We start from the raw sequence: 18,057 nt of genomic DNA on the forward strand, positions 1-18,057 counted from the left end.
CTTCTGCCGGGCAGGTCCGGCACCCGATGCAAAAAAGAAAGCGCACGACTGCATGCATCAAGCATTGCGGTTGGCTGCGCGGTCAGATGGCGGTGGCAATTCCAACCGCTGAACCCGCAATCTCCAGTGCGTCCGGGTTTGTCCGGGGCGCAGGTGCAAAGACAGGCTGCACGCAATCACATGAATACCCAAGAGGCGAAGATCGTCCTCGAGACCGCGCTGATCTGTGCGCAGGAACCCTTGCGCGTCAATGACTTGCGCCGGCTTTTTGCCGACGACGTCGGTGCCGACACCATTCGGGTGCTGCTGGAAGAGTTGCGCCGCGACTGGGAGCAGCGCGGCGTGGAACTCGTGGCGCTGGCCAGCGGCTGGCGCTTTCAGAGCCGCCCCGTCATGCGCGAATACCTGGACCGGCTGAATCCTGAAAAGCCGCCGAAATATTCCCGCGCGGTCATGGAGACGCTGGCGATCATCGCCTACCGGCAGCCGGTCACCCGGGGCGATATCGAGGAAATCCGCGGTGTTGCGGTGAGCACCGAAGTCGTGAAGAAGCTCGAGGACCGTAGCTGGATCGAGGTGATCGGCTACCGCGACGTGCCGGGCCGGCCGGCCTTGTACGCCACCACCAAGAACTTCCTTGATGATCTTGGCCTGCGCACGCTAGACGAGTTGCCGCCGCTGGAGGATGTCCAGGCGCAGACGCAAGCCGCGCTGCTGAACCAGGAGCCCATAGATTTCGAGGCACTGGGCACTGTGCCCGCTTTGCCGGCCGGAAGCGACGAAGAAGCGTTCGCGGAGGCCGGCGGGGGTGAAAGCGAGGCCGGCGAGGAGGCTGCGGGCGGCGCTGGCGCTGCCGATGTGTCCGATGCTGGCGAATTGACCCGCTCCGTCCCTGGTGTCCTCGATGCCGGTGCCACGGATGGCATCGCCGAACTGGTGGAAGCATTTGAAAAGAAAGAAGCCTTGGTGCAAGTGCAAGCCGTGCCCGAGGCTGAAGTACCCGCGGTGTCCGAGCCGGATGATGAGCCGGAGAGCGGACTGGTGTCCGCCGGGCCCATGGGGGCGCGGCTTGATGGCGCAGCCGTGGAGGATGCCGTCGACGACGGCGAAGCAAATGAGCAAACGGAAGCACCCGCCAACGGTTACCACGAGCAAGTGGCCTCCGGCGAGCAGGAGTCCGAAGTCCCGGGGGCGTCCAAGACGAATCCGGCGCACCCCAGCGAGCACGACGAGCGCGTGTCCAACTGAACACCATGCAACATCCGAATGTGAATACCTTGTCCGATTCTGTTGATCAAGACGTCCGCCAGGCGGATACGCCGGCCGGCGATGCCGGCAATGGCGCCGAAGGCGCGCCGCGCCGCAAGGGCCTCCGCCGTGGCCTGCGCAATCTGGTGGCCACGCGCCGCCAGGCTACGCAGGACCGCGACGGCGGGCGCGCCGCGGAAGGCGATGCACTTGCCTTCGCTGGCGGTCCGGACGCGGGAGCCGCACCGGACGCGCAATCCGCGCGTGGCGATGGCGTGAGAAAGGGGCGTACGCGCGGCAAGCGCAAGCCCGCCGAAGGCGAGTCCGTGCAGGCCGGCGAGCAGCAGGGCGAACGCCCGGCGCCGCGAGGCCGCCGCGCGTCCGGCGGCGACACTGCCGAAGGCGCGAGCGAAGCCGGCGGCGAAGCCGCTGGCGAGCGCCAGCGCGACGGTGCCCGCGCCAACCCCAACGGCGCTCGCAAGCGCAAGCCGCAGCAAGGCCAGCAGCCGCAGGGTGCGGCCAGGCGCGGCAGTGCCGAGGGGCAGCAGGGTGGCCCGCGCCAGGCAGGCAAGGGAAACAAAGGCAGGGGCGGCGCGCAGCGCCAGGCTCCGGGCGTGCCCGAGAAGGCCCCCGCGGCTGCAGCCGCAAGTGGCGAAGACCTGTTTCGTTTCGTCATCTCCGGCCAGTACGACCAGGAAGATACCAGCGGTGTGCGTGCCAAGGTAAAGCCGGTGCGCGAGCTCTCGGCCGATGACGATGCGCCCAAGCTGCACAAAGTGCTCGCCGAGGGCGGCCTGGGTTCGCGCCGCGAGATGGAGGAGCTGATCCTGCAGGGCCGCGTTTCTGTCAATGGCCTGCCGGCCCATATTGGACAACGCATCCTGCCGGCCGACCAGGTCCGCGTCAACGGCAAGCTGATCCATCGCCGTGTGTCGACCAAGCCGCCGCGCGTGCTGCTTTACCACAAGCCGGCGGGCGAGATTGTCAGCCAGTCGGATCCGGAAGGCCGTCCGACCGTGTTTGACAGCCTGCCGCGCATCAAGGCAGGGAAATGGGTGGCCGTGGGCCGCCTGGACTTCAACACCGAAGGGCTGCTGATCTTTACCTCCTCGGGCGATATCGCCAACAAGTTCATGCATCCGCGCTACGGCGTGGAGCGCGAGTATGCGGTCCGCACGCTGGGCGAGCTGGCGGAGGCGGATCGCCAGCGCCTGCTGCACGGCATCAAGCTTGACGATGGTGAAGCCAATTTCCTGCGCATCGCCGACGGCGGTGGCGAGGGCATCAACCACTGGTATCACGTCGCGCTGACCGAAGGCCGCAATCGCGAAGTGCGCCGCATGTTCGAGGCCGTCGGCCTGACCGTGTCGCGCCTGATTCGTACCCGGTACGGTCAGTTCCTGCTGCCCCGCGGCCTTAAGCGCGGCCGCTGGCAAGAACTCGCCGCGGATGACGTGCGCGCGCTGATGGCGTCCATCGGCCTGAAGGCTCCCGGCAAGGGGGATGGCGGCCCCAGAGGTGGCACAAAGGTGGGCGGCCGCCAGCAGCGCACCGAGGCAGCCATTGCCGGCATGCCGATGCCGACCGGCATGGACGGCCTGCCGCGCGTCAACAGGAACAATGGCCCGCGCGGTAGTGGCGCAGGCCGGGGTCAGCCAGATCCGATGCAGACCTCGATGGGTTATATCGGCGGCCCGACGCTGCTCACCTCGCATACCACGAAGTTTGGCGGTGGCGCGGCGGGTTCCCCGCGTGGTCCTGGTGGTCCGGGGCGCGGCGGTGGCCGGGGCAGCCGAGGCACGAACGGACCCATGGGCCCGATGGGTGGTATGGGTGGTATGGGTGGCATGGGCGGCATGGGCGGCATGGGCGGCATGGGTGGCGGCCAAGGCCGTTCCCAGCGCCGCGGCGGTGGTGAAGCCAACGGCAATGTGATGCCGCAGGCTGGCAAGCCCAGTGGCAATCGCCGTCCTCGCGGCGGCGGTGGCCGGGACGGCAATCGCTAGAGCGAGGGAAGACAGTGCGCGCGGGGCCGGCCACGCAAGGAAAAGCGCGGCCCGGGCCGCGCTCCTGGCAAGCCAAGTTCTGGCGCCTTTGCCTTTTGCATCGCGACGGCGTATAATCCAAGTCTATTCAAAAGTCATCCTGCAAAAGGGTGGGCGAATGATGGGCATTGCGCCCATTTTTTTTTGCTTCGCCCGTTTCGTGTGCTTGCCGTGTTTCACGGCGCGCCGGTCGGGATGGCTGGCAGGCAAGCAGGCTGCAAGCCGCCAACAAAGGCGGCCGTGCCGGTGGGCTGGGTCTGCCACGGTATTGATGGCCATTATTCGGGAATACAGTGCATCTGGCAGATTTGATCGAAACCACCCTTAACGGCATGGGGTACGAGCTGGTTGAGCTCGAGCGCGCTCCGGGCGGACTCATGCGCGTCTATATCGATCAGCCTGAAACCGGCATCGTCATTGAGGACTGCGAGAAGGTAAGCCGCCAGCTTACCCACGTGCTGACCGTCGAGAATATCGACTACGAGCGCCTCGAAGTGTCCTCGCCGGGGCTGGACCGGCCGCTGAAGAAACTGGCTGACTACGTCCGCTTCGCGGGCCAGGAAGCCAGGGTCACGCTGCGCCTGCCGGTCAATGGCCAGAAGAATTTCGTCGGCATCCTGCAGACGCCCACCGGTGAGCCGGGGGCGGAGCAGGTCGGCCTCGAGTTCGAAGGCCAGAATGGCACGGCACTGCTGGAATTCGCCATATCCGATGTCGATCGCGCACGCCTGGTGCCGGTGATCGACTTCAAAGGAAATCAGAAAAAAGGGAACAAGCAATGAGCCGCGAAGTTCTGTTGCTCGTCGATGCGCTTGCGCGTGAGAAGAACGTCGACAAGGATGTGGTATTCGGTGCGCTGGAAGCGGCACTCGCTTCGGCAACCAAGAAGCGTTTCGAGGAAGACGTGGACATTCGCGTCGCCATCGATCGTGAGTCCGGTGAGCACGAGACGTTCCGTCGCTGGCTTGTGGTCCCCGATGAACAGGGCCTGCAGGAGCCGGACAAGCAGATCCTCATGTTCGAGGCACGCGAGCAGGATCCGGACATCCAGCTGGATGAGTTTGTCGAAGAGCAGATCGAGTCGGTCGAGTTCGGCCGTATCGGTGCGCAAGCCGCCAAGCAGGTGATCCTGCAGAAGATCCGCGACGCCGAGCGCGAGCAGATCCTCAACGATTACCTCGATCGTGGCGAAAAGGTCATGACCGGTACGGTCAAGCGTGCCGACAAGAAGGGCCTGATCGTCGAGTCCGGCCGCGTGGAAGCGCTGCTGGCCCGCGACCAGATCATTCCGAAGGAAAATCTGCGCACCGGCGACCGTGTGCGCGCTTATATCCTGAATGTGGATCGCACCGCACGCGGCCCGCAAATCGAGCTGTCGCGTACCGCGCCCGAGTTCCTGATCAAGCTCTTCGAGAATGAAGTGCCGGAGATGGAGCAGGGCCTGCTGGAGATCAAGGCGGCTGCCCGTGACCCTGGCGTACGCGCCAAGATCGCCGTGGTGGCGCATGACAAGCGCATCGACCCGATCGGGACGTGCGTTGGCGTGCGCGGCACGCGGGTGACCGCGGTCCGTAATGAAATCGGCGGCGAAGCGGTCGACATCGTGCTGTGGTCGGAAGACCCTGCGCAGTTCGTGATTGGCGCGCTGGCGCCGGCACAGGTACAGTCGATTGTTGTCGACGAGGAAAAGCACAGCATGGACGTGGTGGTGGACGAGGAAAACCTCGCTGTCGCCATCGGCCGCAGCGGTCAGAACGTACGCCTGGCGTCCGAGCTGACCGGCTGGCAGATCAACATCATGACGCAGGAAGAATCGGCGCAGAAGCAGGCCGAGGAAAGCGACGTGGTGCGCAAGTTGTTCATGGCCAAGCTGGACGTGGACGAAGAAGTGGCTGACATCTTGATCGACGAAGGTTTCTCCACGCTGGAAGAAGTGGCCTATGTGCCCATCAGCGAGATGTTGGAGATTGACGCCTTCGATGAAGATACCGTCAACGAGCTGCGCAACCGCGCACGCGATGCGCTCTTGACGATGGAACTGGCCCGGGAAGAAAAGGTGGAAGAGGTGTCGCAGGATCTGCGTTCGCTCGACGGCCTGACCCCGGAACTGATCGGCAAGCTGGCCGAAGGCAATATCCACACGCGTGACGAACTGGCCGAGCTGGCCGTCGACGAACTTGTCGACATGGTTGGTCTCGGCGAGGAAGACGCCCGCGCGCTGATCATGAAAGCACGGGAACATTGGTTTAACTGAGGGACACGCTCACGTAACGCTTTTTCAGGCTACCTGAGCGCGCATTCCGCACACGACTGTCCCGACGTATAAACCGAGCATTGAAAGGGTTTGAATGGCAAGCACAACAGTTGCCCAACTGGCCGCAGAACTGAGCCGCAGCGCAGCTGCCCTGCTGGAACAATTGCAGGCAGCTGGGGTGGGCAAGGTGACGCCTGACGACATCATCACCGAATCCGACAAGACCAAGTTGCTGGATTACCTCAAGCGTTCGCACGGGGCGGCCGATGACAGCGCGCGCAAGAAGATCACGCTGACCAAGCGTGAGACTTCCGAGATCCGCCAGGCTGATTCCACCGGCAAGACTCGCACGGTGCAGGTCGAGGTGCGCAAGAAGCGCGTCCTGATCAAGCGCGACGAGGCTTCGCCCGAGGGCGCCGATGGCCACGACGTGGCCGACCTGCAGGTCGATGCGGCCGAGCAGGCGCGCCAGGAAGAGGAAGATCGTCAGCAGGCCGAGTTGCTGGCACGCCAGGAAGCCGAGTCGAAGGCACGCCAGGAGGCGGCTGAACGCGAGGAAGCCGAGCGCCGTGCCAAGCAGGAAGCACTGGAGGCGGAAGAACGCCGCCAGGCTGAGCTCGCCGCCCGCAAGGCGGAAGAGGAAGCCGCTGCCCTGCGCGCCGCCGCTACCGCCAAGGCGCCGGAAGACGACGACTCGCGCAAGAAGGCCGAGGACGAAAAGGTCCGTCTGGCCGCCGAGCGCGCTGCCGCGCAGAAGGCCGCCGACGATGCCAAGCAGGCTGCCGACAAGGCGCGTGCAGAGCAGGACGCAGCGCGCAAGCGGCGCGAGGCCGCCGAAGCCGAGGCGCGAGCCATTCAGCAGATGCTGAATGCGCCGGCGCGCGTGCTCAAGGCGCCGTCGGAACGCAAGGCCGAAGAGAAAAAGGCCGAGCAGACCGGTACCCTGCACAAGCCGGTCAAGGCACCGGGCACCGAAGTCAAGAAAGACGACAAGAAGCCCGCAACGACGACCACCACCGCCACCACCACCGTCGACAAGAAGACCGGCAAGGTAGTGAAGGCTGGTACGTCCTCGACGTGGCAGGACGAAGGCTCGAAGAAGAAGGGCAGCGGCCTGAAGACTCGCGGCGATTCGTCGGGTGGCGTTGGCGGCTGGCGCGGCGGTCCGCGCGGTCGTGGCAACCGTCACCAGCAGGATGATCGCGGCACCAATTTCCAGGCGCCGACGGAACCGGTGGTGCGCGAAGTGCACGTGCCGGAAACCATCTCGGTGGCGGATCTCGCCCACAAGATGGCCGTCAAGGCATCCGAGGTCATCAAGCAGATGATGAAGCTCGGCCAGATGGTGACCATCAACCAGGTGCTGGACCAGGAAACCGCCATGATCGTGGTGGAAGAAATGGGCCACAAGGCGTTTGCCGCCAAGCTGGACGATCCGGAAGCACTGCTGGTGGTGGGTGGCGAAGACCACACCGACGCCGAGCAGTTGCCGCGTCCGCCGGTGGTGACCGTGATGGGTCACGTCGACCACGGCAAGACCTCGTTGCTGGACTACATCCGTCGTGCCAAGGTGGCGGCGGGCGAAGCCGGCGGTATTACGCAGCACATCGGTGCCTACCATGTGGAAACCGAACGCGGCGTGATCACCTTCCTGGACACCCCGGGTCACGAGGCCTTCACGGCCATGCGTGCCCGTGGCGCCAAGGCAACCGACATCGTGATCCTGGTGGTGGCGGCCGACGACGGCGTGATGCCGCAGACGAAGGAAGCTATCGCCCACGCCAAGGCGGCGGGCGTGCCCATCGTGGTGGCGATCAACAAGATCGACAAGCCTGAAGCCAACCCGGACCGCGTCAAGCAGGAACTGGTGGCCGAGCAGGTGCTGCCGGAAGAGTACGGCGGTGATTCGCCGTTCGTTCCGGTATCCGCCAAGACCGGCGCAGGCATCGACGATTTGCTGGAGCAAGTGCTGCTGCAGGCCGAAGTGCTGGAACTGCGCGCTCCGGTGGATGCGCCGGCCAAGGGCCTGGTGGTGGAAGCCCAGCTGGACAAGGGCAAGGGCCCGATCGCGACCATTCTGGTCACCAGCGGCACGCTCAAGCGTGGCGACGTGGTGCTGGCTGGCAGCGCATACGGACGTGTCCGTGCCATGCTGGACGAAACCGGCAAGCCGACCAAGGAAGCGGGTCCCTCGATTCCGGTCGAGATCCAGGGCCTGTCCGAAGTGCCGGCCGCCGGTGAAGAAGTCCTGGTCCTGCCGGACGAGCGCAAGGCGCGCGAAATCGCGCTGTTCCGCCAAGGCAAGTACCGCGACGTCAAGCTGGCCAAGCAGCAGGCGGCCAAGCTCGAAACCATGCTGGAGCAGATGAGCGAAGGCGAAGTGCAGACGCTGCCGTTGATCGTCAAGGCCGACGTTCAGGGTTCGCAGGAAGCGCTGGTGCAATCGCTGCAGAAGCTGTCGACCGAAGAAGTGCGCGTGCAGATCGTGCACGGCGGCGTGGGCGGCATCTCGGAGTCGGACGTCAACCTGGCCACGGCCTCGAAGGCGGTCATTATCGGCTTCAACGTGCGTGCCGATGCTGGCGCGCGCAAGCTGGCCGAGAACAACGGCATCGATATCCGCTACTACAACATCATTTACGATGCGGTAGACGAGATCAAGGCGGCAATGTCGGGCATGCTGGCTCCGGAAAAGCGCGAAGTCACGCTGGGTACGGTCGAGGTGCGCCAGGTATTCCGTGTGCCGAAGATCGGTGCGGTGGCTGGCTGTATGGTCACCGATGGCATGGTCAAGCGTACCGCCCTGGTGCGGGTGCTGCGTAACAACGTGGTCATCCATACCGGCGAGCTCGATTCGCTCAAGCGCTTCAAGGACGACGTCAAGGAAGTCAAGCAAGGCTTCGAGTGCGGTTTGTCGATCAAGAACTTCAACGACGTTCAGGAAGGCGACCAGCTCGAAGTGTATGAAATCACCGAGGTGGCGCGCACGCTGTAAGGCGTGTTGCGGGCGGCGGGCCAACTGGCCCGCCGCTGCCCTTCTCGACAGAAGCGTATTGAATGGCCAAGAAAGGCAGTATCTCCTCCCGTAATCTCCGGATTTCCGACCAGATCCAGCGCGACCTGGCCGAGATGATCCAGCGTGAGCTGCGCGATCCCCGCCTGGGGCTCGTCACACTGCAGTCGGTCACGCTGACCCCCGACTACGCGCACGCCAAGGTGTACTTCACCGTGCTGGCGGCCGACGCCGCGGAAGTGGAAGGCATCCTCAACGAAAAGTCCGGCTACCTGCATTCGCTGCTCTACAAGCGGCTGCATATCCATACGGTGCCGACGCTGCGCTTTTTCCACGATACCTCGGTGGAACAGGCGATCGAGATGTCCAAGCTGATTAAAGAAGCGAACTCCACTCGCGCAAAAGAAGACTGAAAGACGGCCCGTGATTACGGGCCGTTTTCTTGTTCCCGCTTGTCTTGTTTCCGTTTGTAGCGCCGGGCTCGGAATCCCGCCGGCGCCACATTGCTCCCGTCATGACCGATCCCAAAAACAACCGCCCGCCCCGGCAGCCCCGCCGCGAGGTGCATGGTGTACTGCTGCTCGACAAGCCGCTCGGCCTGTCGTCCAACGATGCGCTGGTGCGTGCCAAGCGCCTGCTGCGCGCGCTCAAGGCCGGCCATACCGGCACGCTCGACCCGCTTGCCACCGGGCTGTTGCCGTTGTGCTTCGGCGAGGCGACCAAGTTTTCGCAGGACCTGCTTGAGGCCGACAAGACCTACGAGGCGGTCGTGCGCCTGGGCATCAAGACCACCACCGGCGATGCCGAAGGCGAGGCGATTGTGGAACGCCCGGTGACGTGTGACATCGAGGCACTGCGAGAAGCCATGACGCGCTTCGCGGGAGAAATCGAGCAGGTGCCGCCGATGCATTCCGCGCTGAAGAAAGACGGGCGCCCGTTGTACGAGTACGCGCGCGCGGGCCAGACTGTGGAGCGCGCGGCGCGCCGCGTCACCATCCACGAGATCACGCTGCTGGAGTGCGGCTTGCCGCAGGCACTCACATTCAGCATGCGCGTGACCTGCAGCAAGGGCACCTATATCCGCACCCTGGCCGAAGATATCGGCGAGGCGCTGGGCTGTGGCGCGCACCTGACCGGCTTGCGCCGCACCGCGGTTGGCGATCTGAGCCTGTCCGGCGCGGTCACGCTGGAGCAGATCGAACAGCACGGCGATGACGAACGCCCGGCGTTGCTGGCTCCGGTCGATGCCTTGTTGCAGCGCTGCGTTCCGGTGACGCTCGATGCGGCGGCGATGGGACGCTTCCTGCAGGGGCAGCGTATTGCGCAGCGCGACCTGCCCGCCGGCACCGCGCTGGCGGAGGGCGAGCTTGCCCGCGTCTATGGCGATGCACCGCAACGCCTGTTGGGTGTGGCACGCATGCGCGAAGGGGCGCTCCGTCCCGAGCGGCTGGTCAAGCTATAAGGCAGGCGGGGCACCCGACTCCGCTCCGTGTTGCATCGCGCAAAAAGGGCCGCTTCAAACAGCGAGAACCGCGGCGAAAGCGCGCAGGGTTGGCGCGATGCCTTTTCTTTGTGGCAGATATTTGTTTAAATATAAAATATCTGCCGCGCAACCCGGCGCATCCTGCGTCCGCGCAACCCGGCGCATCCTGCGTCCGGGCACACGCGGCACGACTGCAGAGTCTTCGTGAACCGCCTCTTCCTGCTCTTACGCGCGGCAACAGCCGCCTCGCTCGCTGCCGCCCGGTACGCTGCCTGATCCGCCTGCATGCAAGGCGCTTCGAAGCGCAGCGCACCGGGCCGAACCTCGCTCCCCCCAGAAACCAAATGCCACACGCGTGACCACGTCGCGCGCGTTGACACCGGGAGTCGGCATGCGAAAGACAGTTTTCCTCACCCCCTGCGATATCGAACGCCTGAATGCGCTCGCCGCCGATCAACGGACGGCGGCGCTCCAGCGCAAGTCCATCCGCGAAGTCATCGGACGTGCCGTGGTCGGCGCCCCCGCCAACCGGCCGCGCGAGGTGGTCACGCTGAATGCGCCTTTTCTCTGCATTGAGGCGCGGCACCGCGAGCACTTTGTCTGGCGCATCGTCTACCCCGATGAGGCGGACTTCCGGCGCGGACAGCTGTCTGTCCTGTCGCCAGCCGGCATGGCGTTGCTAGGGACGCCGGCTGGGTGGCATGTTCGCCTGCCCGTCGCCGATGGTACGCAGTCAGTCGAATTCGTAGTGCAGGAAATCCTGCCGGCTTGAACCGGTAGGGGAGAGTCGAGCAGGTACGCCGGCGATTGGCGATTGGCGATTGGCGATTGGCGATTGGGGCCAGGCCGGTGCCTGCGAGGGCACCGGCCTGGCCCGGGGGCGCGAAGCACTCGCTTGGCTTAGTGCGCCCCGGCGGCGGAGGCGTCAAGTTCGCCTCCCTTTTTCGGCTTGGTCAGCCAGACGAAAACAATCAGCACGAAGAACAGCACGCCCGAGATCCAGAAGATGTCGTTGGCGCCGAGCATGGCCGCCTGCTGCGAAATGCTGCGCTCGATCTGACCCATGGCCTGGGCCTGGCTCATGCCCAACTGCGTCAGGTGATTCAACTGGTCGGCGTATGCCGGGTTGTAAGGGTTGACCTGTTCCACCAGTTGCGCGTGATGCATCGCGGTGCGGTTCTCCCAGATTGTGGTCGAGATCGAAGCGCCGATCGCGCCGAAGGTGATCCGCACGAAGTTGGAGACGCCCGAGGCCGACGGGATCTTCTCCGGCGGCTGGCCGGACAGGATGATCGAGGTCAGCGGGATAAAGAACATCGCCATCGCCGCACCCTGGATCAGCGTCGGGATCATCAGCGAGCGGGTATCGACCTGCAGGGTGAAGCCCGAACGCATGAGGCTGACCACGCCAAAGGTGATGAAGGCCACGGTGGCGACCCAGCGGGCATCCATCCTGGGCAGGTTCTTCCCGATCACCGGGGACAGCAGGATAGCGAAGATCCCGACCGGCGCCATCACGATGCCGGCATTGGTCGCCGTATAGCCGACGATGGTTTGCAGCCACAGCGGCAGGATCACCAGGTTGCCGAAGAACAGTCCGTACGCGACCGAGATGGCAACCACGCCCGCGCTGAAATTGCGCCCTTTGAACAGCGTGATATCCACGATCGGATGCTTTTCATAGCTCTCCCAGATGAGGAAGAACAGGAATCCGACAATGGCCACCACGGTCAGCACCACGATCGAGGTCGAGTGGAACCAGTCCAGCTCCTTGCCCTTGTCGAGCATGAGCTGCATCGACCCCACCCAGATCACCAGCAGCGCCAGCCCGATCCGGTCGATCGGCAGGATCTTGATGGGCGTTTCGCGGTCGCGGTAGATCGCCCAGGTGGCATAGGCAGCCCCAAGGCCCACCGGGATGTTGATGTAAAAGATCCACGGCCAGGTCATGTTGTCCGAGATCCAGCCGCCCAGCAGCGGCCCCATGATCGGCGCGACCAGGGTGGTCATGCCCCATAGCGCCAGCGCCATGGTGCTCTTCTGCGGTGGATAGCTCGATAGCAGCAGCGATTGCGACAGCGGGATCATGGGCCCGGCCACGGCGCCTTGCAGCACGCGCGCCGCCAGCAGGACTTCCAGGTTGGGCGCGACGCCGCACAGCCATGACGAGAGCACGAACAGCAGGATCGACGTGATGAACAGCCGTACCGCCCCGAAGCGCGTCGTCAACCAGCCTGTGAGCGGCACCGAGATCGCGTTGGCCACGGCGAACGAGGTGATGACCCAGGTGCCCTGGTTGGGCGCCACGCCGAGGTCGCCCGAAATCGCCGGAATCGACACGTTGGCGATGGACGAATCGAGCACGTTCATGAACGTGGCCAGCGACAGCGCGATGGTGCCGATGATCAGTTTGCCGCCCGAGAGCGGTACTGGCGCGGCAGGGCGCGCAGCCGGCGCGGGGGCGCCGGGAGCGGCGCCGTCGCGCGCGGGGATGGAGGTGGCCATGTTCAGGTGTTGGCGGGCTTGGCCGGAGCGGGAGCTGTAACCGGCGCTGCCATGGGTTCGGCCGCCTGGCGGCCGCCATTGTTCAGCGAGATGATGCGGGCGATCAGCGCGTCGGCGTCCTGCGCGACCTTTTCATAGACGTCGGTCTGCATCGGCCGGGCTACCGTGGTGCTGGACATCGCAGCGCCTTCTTCCTTGCGCACATCGACGGTCACGTTCATCGACAGGCCGACGCGCAGCGGGTGGTCCTTCAGCTGCTTCGGATCCAGCGCGATACGCACCGGCAGGCGCTGGACCACCTTGATCCAGTTGCCGGTGGCATTCTGCGCCGGCAGCAGCGAGAAGGCCGAGCCGGTACCGGCCGAGAAACCCTCCACCTTGCCGTTGTAAGTCACCTTGGATCCGTACAGGTCGGCCTCCAGCGTGACCGGCTGGCCAACACGCATATGCGTGATCTGCACTTCCTTGAAGTTGGCGTCGATCCACACCTGGTCCAGCGGCACCACGGCCATCAGCGGCGCGCCCGGTGCCACACGCTGGCCCACCTGCACCGAACGCTTGGCCACGTAGCCCGTCACCGGCGCCGGCAGGGTCGAGCGCGCGAACGCGAGGTAGGCGGCGCGCAGGTTGGCCGCGGCACGCTGCACATTGGGATGCTTCTCCACCGTGGTCTGGTCGGTCAGCACCTTGTTGGACGCCAGTTGCTCGCGTGTTGCCGACAGCGCCGACTGGGCTGCCGTCAGCGCCGTCTGGGCGTGCGAAATTTCTTCACCCGACACCGCGCCGGAGTTGGCGATGGCCATGCGCCGCCTGAGGTCTTCCTTCGCCTTGGCCACGTCGGCCTCGCGCATCGCCACGTTGGCTGCCAGCGAACCGTTGTTGACGTAGAGGGTGCGGACCTCGCGCACGGCTTGCGCCAGCTGCGCTTCGGCTTGTTCCAGGGCGACCTGCGAGTCGGCGCGGTCGAGCTGGATCAAGGGCTGACCGGCAGTGACCAGTTGCGTGTCGTCGGCCGCGATCGAGATCACGGTGCCGCCCACCAGCGGCGTAACCTGCACGACATTACCCGCTACATAGGCGTCGTCGGTGCTTTCGAAATGGCGCGCGTACAGGCCCCAGTAAACGCCGTAGCCCACGCCGGCCACTACTACCGCGGCGGTCAGGGAAAGCAGCAGGCGCTTGCGCTTGCCGTTGTTGTTGACGGGGGCCGCCTGGGAGGCGGGAGTCTGGGCCGCTTGCTTGTTATCGCTCATGATCGTCTTTGAAGAATGCTGTCGGTACCGTTGGTCTGTTCTTGTTGTCTGTGCCTGCGCTGCGAGGGCGGGCTCAGCCGCGTGCCTCGGCCGGCTTTTGCGTGCCTTCGGCTTGTTCCTGGTAGCCCCCGCCGAGCGCTTTCATCAGGCCCATTTGCAGATCCAGGCGGCGCGCCTGCAGGTCGGTGGCAAGGCGGCGCTGCTGCAGCACATTGCTTTCGGCATTGAGCACGGTGAGCTGCGTGCCCAGTCCGGCCTTGTAGCGGATGGTGGCCAGCGAGTAAGCCCGCTCGGCCAGGGCCAGTGCTTCGCGCTGGGCCGTGATCTGCGTGTCCACGCTGCGGATGCTGGCGACCGTATCGGCGGTTTCGCGCAGCGCGTCGACCAGCGTCTGGTTGTAGTTTGCTGCGGCGAGGTCGTATTGCGCGTACTTGCCCTTCAGGTTGGCGCGCAGCTTGCCACCCTGGAAAATCGGCAGGCGGATGGCCGGGCCGATGCCGAAGGTGCGGCTGATGCTCATCAGCAGGTTGGAGGGGTCCAGCGAGGCGACGCCGGCGAAGGCGGTCAGGCTGACGGCGGGCAGGAATTCCGCGCGCGCCACCTCGATATCCTTGCTGCTGGCCTCGACGCGCCAGCGGGCTGCAACCAGGTCGGGGCGGCGGCCCAGCAAGTCGATGGTGAGGTTGTCCGGCAGTTGCGGCGTGTCTTGCGCCAGGATGGTCGGGCGCTGGATCGCCAGGCCGCGGTCCGGGCCCTTGCCCAACAGGGCGGCGAGCTGGTTGCGCACCAGCGTGATGTCTTCGTCCACGCGCAGCAGGTCGGTCTGCGCCGAAGCCACCGTGCCGCGTGCCTGGGTGGTTTCCACCTGGGTATCCAGCCCGGCGCTGAGACGCTCGCTCGACAACTGGGTCAGGCCGCGCCGCTGGGCGATGGCGCGCTCGGCCACGTCGCGTTGCGCGTACAAGGCGGCAAGGCGCGCGTAGGCGCGGGCCACGGATGTGGTCAGGATCAGGCGCGAGGCCTGGCTTTCGGCCTCGATGGCGCGATCATCGGACAGCGCGGCTTCAAGCGCCGCGCGATTCTTGCCCCAGAAATCGAAGTCGTAAGACAGGCCGGCCTGCAGGCGTGTCTGGTTTTGCCACGAACCGGCCAGGCGAGTACCTGCGAACAGATCGGTCTCGGAAAAGCGCTGGCGTAGCAGGCTGCCTTCGAAGTCGACCTGCGGATACAGCGCGCTGCGGGTAGCGTCGGCCATCGCGCGCGAGGCTTCCACGCGGGCGAATGCGGCTTGCAGGTTAGGGCTGTCCTTCACCGCCTCGTCGACCAGGCCGCGCAACTGCGCATCCTTGAACTGGTCGATCCAGTCGAGCGAGGGCCATTGGCCGTGCTGCGCGGGCAGGGACTGGGCGCTGGCAAGGGCGCCAGGGGCGGTGACCGTCTGCGTGCTGTGCGAATTGCCGAACGCAGCGCAACCCGCAAGAACCGCGGCCGCGAGCGCCGTCAGCGCCAGCGTGCCGGCCCGGCGGCCCACCGCGCTTGCGCGCGGCGACAGGGCGAAAGAGGAGAGAGCTTGATTCATCTGGGTGCGGAACGACAGAGCCTTGTTGTTTGTTCTTTTATTCGAGAGGTCGGGGCGGCGGCGGCCGGGAGGCTTGGCAAAGGCGCGTCTGTTACGCCGGCTAGCCGCTGTTGTTGCTGATGATCCGGTGCAGCATCGAGCGGAAGGTCTGCAGCTCGGTATCGGAAAAGCCCTTGAAATGCCGGTTCAGCACGCGGCAGTAGATCCGGGGCAACTCGTCCACCAGGATCCGGCCGGCGGGCGTGATCGACAGGTCGACCACCCGCCGGTCGGCATCGCTGCGCTGGCGCTCGATCAGGCCGCGTTTCTCCATGCGGCTGAGCAGGCGCGTGACAGAACCCATGTCCGTGTTGAGTTCCCGGCCCAGGTCGGTCACCGTGCTGCCACGGCCAGCGGCCAGCATCATCAGGCAGGTTGCCTGGGCATGTGTGATGTCCAGGCCGGTCACCTCCTGCTCCACCTCGTGCGACAACACGTTCTTGGCGCGTGCCATCAGGTAGCCCACGCTTTCGCCCATGCAATATTCGGCCGGGTCGAAGGGGTGGGTGTCATCGGGAGTGGATTGGGTCTGCTCGGACATCTCGCTCGGGTGCTTGTCGCTGCAATGTTTGTCGTGGCAACTATATGTTCACGATTTGCTAATCGCAAGGAGGGCAATTTGTTATTGCTAATGACGCAATAATCCAAATCCAGTCGAGCGGGGTGGGTAAGAAGCCTCCGAATGTCGGCCTCGGGTTTTGCGCCGCAGCATGCTATAATTTCGGGTTATCTTTTGATGCTCAGCCCCCAAAGCGAGACGCTGCAATGACCCGCGCCATCCGCAATATCGCCATCATCGCTCACGTCGATCATGGCAAGACCACTCTGGTCGACCAACTCCTGCGCCAGGCAGGCACCTTCCGCGACAACCAGCAAGTGGTCGAGCGCGTGATGGATTCGAACGACATTGAAAAGGAACGCGGGATCACCATCCTCGCGAAGAATTGCGCTGTCGAATACAACGGCACCCATATCAATATCGTCGACACCCCTGGCCACGCCGACTTCGGCGGTGAAGTGGAGCGCGTGTTGTCGATGGTCGACGGCGTGCTGCTGCTGGTCGACGCCGTTGAAGGCCCGATGCCGCAGACCCGTTTCGTCACGCGCAAGGCGCTGGCGCTGGGCCTGAAGCCGATCGTGGTCATCAACAAGGTCGACCGTCCGGGCGCGCGTCCGGAATGGGTGATCAACCAGACTTTCGACCTGTTCGACAAGCTGGGCGCTACCGACGAACAGCTCGACTTCCCGGTGATCTACGCTTCGGGCCTGAACGGCTACGCCGGCCTGACCGACGACGTGCGCGAAGGCGACATGAAGCCGCTGTTCGAGACGGTGCTGTCCAAGGTGCCCGTCCGTGACGACAACCCGGATGGCCCGCTGCAGCTGCAGATCATCTCGCTTGATTACAACAGCTATGTCGGCAAGATCGGCGTGGGCCGCATTTCGCGTGGCCGCGCTCGCTCGCTGCAAGACGTGGTGGTCAAGTTCGGCCCCGAAGGCAACCCCATCAAGGGCCGTATCAACCAGGTGCTGAAGTTCCAGGGCCTGGAGCGCGAAATCGTGGCAGAAGCCGAAGCCGGCGACATCGTGCTGATCAACGGCATCGAAGAGCTGGGCATCGGTTGCACCGTGTGCGCACCGGACGCGCAGGACGCGCTGCCGATGCTGAAGGTGGACGAGCCCACGCTGACCATGAACTTCTGCGTCAACACCTCGCCGCTGGCAGGCCGCGAAGGCAAGTTCGTGACCAGCCGCCAACTGCGCGAGCGCCTGGACCGCGAACTGAAGTCGAACGTGGCGCTGCGCGTGGCCGAGACCGGCGACGACACCATCTTCGAAGTGTCGGGCCGCGGTGAACTGCACCTGACCATCCTGCTGGAAAACATGCGCCGCGAAGGCTACGAGCTGGCCGTGTCGCGCCCGCGCGTGGTGTTCAAGGAAATTGACGGCGTCAAGCACGAGCCGTATGAACTGCTGACCGTGGACGTCGAAGACGGCCACCAGGGCAGCGTGATGGAAGAACTGGGCCGCCGCAAGGGCGAACTGCTCGACATGGCATCGGACGGCAAGGGCCGCACCCGCCTCGAGTACCGCGTTCCGGCACGCGGCCTGATCGGCTTCCAGGGCGAGTTCCTGACGCTGACGCGCGGCACCGGCCTGATCAGCCACATCTTCGACGACTACGCGCCCGTGCGCGAAGGCGGCCTGGGTGAGCGCCACAACGGCGTGCTGATCTCGCAGGACGACGGCGATGCCGTGGCCTACGCACTGTGGAAGCTGCAGGACCGCGGCCGCATGTTCGTCAAGCCGGGCGATGCGCTGTACGAAGGCATGATCATCGGCATCCATAGCCGCGACAACGACCTGGTCGTGAATCCGATCAAGGGCAAGCAGCTGACCAACGTGCGCGCCTCCGGTACCGACGAAGCCGTGCGCCTGGTGCCGCCGATCCAGATGTCGCTGGAATACGCGGTGGAATTCATCGCCGACGACGAGCTGGTCGAGATCACGCCGAAGAGCATCCGCCTGCGCAAGCGTCACCTGAAGGAGCACGAGCGTAAGCGTGCTTCGCGCGAAACCGCGTAAGCGTTTCGCCGCGGGCAGACTGCCCATGAAAAACCGCGCCTTGTGCGCGGTT

General features: G+C 65.0%; 13 protein-coding genes. 9 read left to right on the forward strand and 4 right to left on the reverse strand.

What is annotated here, in order from left to right; all coding sequences use genetic code 11:
• The first annotated feature begins 180 nt into the window (after positions 1-180).
• From scpB to CF70_RS18885, 8 genes are all read left to right on the forward strand, one after another.
• On the forward strand, positions 181-1,248 hold the full coding sequence (gene scpB / locus CF70_RS18850) for an SMC-Scp complex subunit ScpB (RefSeq protein ID WP_035867860.1): 1,068 nt from the start codon (positions 181-183) through the stop codon (positions 1,246-1,248).
• Between the two features lie 5 nt (positions 1,249-1,253).
• The gene (gene rluB / locus CF70_RS18855) at positions 1,254-3,254 is read left to right on the forward strand and encodes a 23S rRNA pseudouridine(2605) synthase RluB (protein ID WP_035867862.1); all 2,001 of its coding nucleotides are present in this window, start codon (positions 1,254-1,256) and stop codon (positions 3,252-3,254) included.
• Between the two features lie 332 nt (positions 3,255-3,586).
• Positions 3,587-4,075 (forward strand): ribosome maturation factor RimP, encoded by a 489-nt coding sequence (gene rimP, locus CF70_RS18860; protein WP_035867865.1) that lies wholly within the window; start codon positions 3,587-3,589, stop codon positions 4,073-4,075.
• Positions 4,072-5,547, forward strand: coding sequence for a transcription termination factor NusA (gene nusA / locus CF70_RS18865; RefSeq protein ID WP_035867867.1), 1,476 nt, complete (start codon positions 4,072-4,074; stop codon positions 5,545-5,547). The genes rimP and nusA overlap by 4 nt, the downstream gene beginning before the upstream one ends.
• 94 nt (positions 5,548-5,641) lie before the next feature.
• Entirely contained in the window at positions 5,642-8,542 is a 2,901-nt protein-coding gene (gene infB / locus CF70_RS18870) for a translation initiation factor IF-2 (RefSeq protein WP_035867869.1), read from the forward strand.
• Positions 8,543-8,604: 62 nt separating this feature from the next.
• A complete protein-coding gene (rbfA, locus tag CF70_RS18875; protein WP_035867871.1) occupies positions 8,605-8,973 on the forward strand; it encodes a 30S ribosome-binding factor RbfA in 369 nt (122 codons plus the stop codon).
• Positions 8,974-9,074: 101 nt separating this feature from the next.
• Positions 9,075-10,022, forward strand: coding sequence for a tRNA pseudouridine(55) synthase TruB (gene truB / locus CF70_RS18880; RefSeq protein WP_035867873.1), 948 nt, complete (start codon positions 9,075-9,077; stop codon positions 10,020-10,022).
• 412 nt (positions 10,023-10,434) lie between these two features.
• Positions 10,435-10,815: a GreA/GreB family elongation factor gene (locus CF70_RS18885; RefSeq protein ID WP_051648656.1), complete on the forward strand. Its 381-nt coding sequence runs from the start codon at positions 10,435-10,437 to the stop codon at positions 10,813-10,815.
• Between the two features lie 128 nt (positions 10,816-10,943).
• On the opposite strand, the gene CF70_RS18890 is transcribed toward CF70_RS18885, so the two are convergent.
• The 4 genes from CF70_RS18890 to CF70_RS18905 form a co-directional block, all read right to left on the reverse strand.
• A complete protein-coding gene (locus tag CF70_RS18890; RefSeq protein WP_035867876.1) occupies positions 10,944-12,548 on the reverse strand; it encodes a DHA2 family efflux MFS transporter permease subunit in 1,605 nt (534 codons plus the stop codon).
• Between the two features lie 2 nt (positions 12,549-12,550).
• Complete coding sequence (locus tag CF70_RS18895) at positions 12,551-13,801, reverse strand: HlyD family efflux transporter periplasmic adaptor subunit (protein WP_035867878.1); 1,251 nt, start codon at positions 13,799-13,801, stop codon at positions 12,551-12,553.
• 73 nt (positions 13,802-13,874) lie between these two features.
• Positions 13,875-15,380, reverse strand: a complete 1,506-nt coding sequence (locus CF70_RS18900; protein ID WP_035867880.1) for an efflux transporter outer membrane subunit — start codon at positions 15,378-15,380, stop codon at positions 13,875-13,877.
• Between the two features lie 100 nt (positions 15,381-15,480).
• Positions 15,481-15,960: a MarR family winged helix-turn-helix transcriptional regulator gene (locus CF70_RS18905; protein WP_035867882.1), complete on the reverse strand. Its 480-nt coding sequence runs from the start codon at positions 15,958-15,960 to the stop codon at positions 15,481-15,483.
• 224 nt (positions 15,961-16,184) lie between these two features.
• On the opposite strand from CF70_RS18905, the gene typA reads away from it, so the two are divergent.
• Positions 16,185-18,005, forward strand: a complete 1,821-nt coding sequence (typA, locus tag CF70_RS18910; protein ID WP_035867884.1) for a translational GTPase TypA — start codon at positions 16,185-16,187, stop codon at positions 18,003-18,005.
• The last annotated feature ends 52 nt before the right edge of the window (positions 18,006-18,057 follow it).

The organism is Cupriavidus sp. SK-3 (assembly GCF_000611145.1).
Lineage (GTDB): Bacteria > Pseudomonadota > Gammaproteobacteria > Burkholderiales > Burkholderiaceae > Cupriavidus.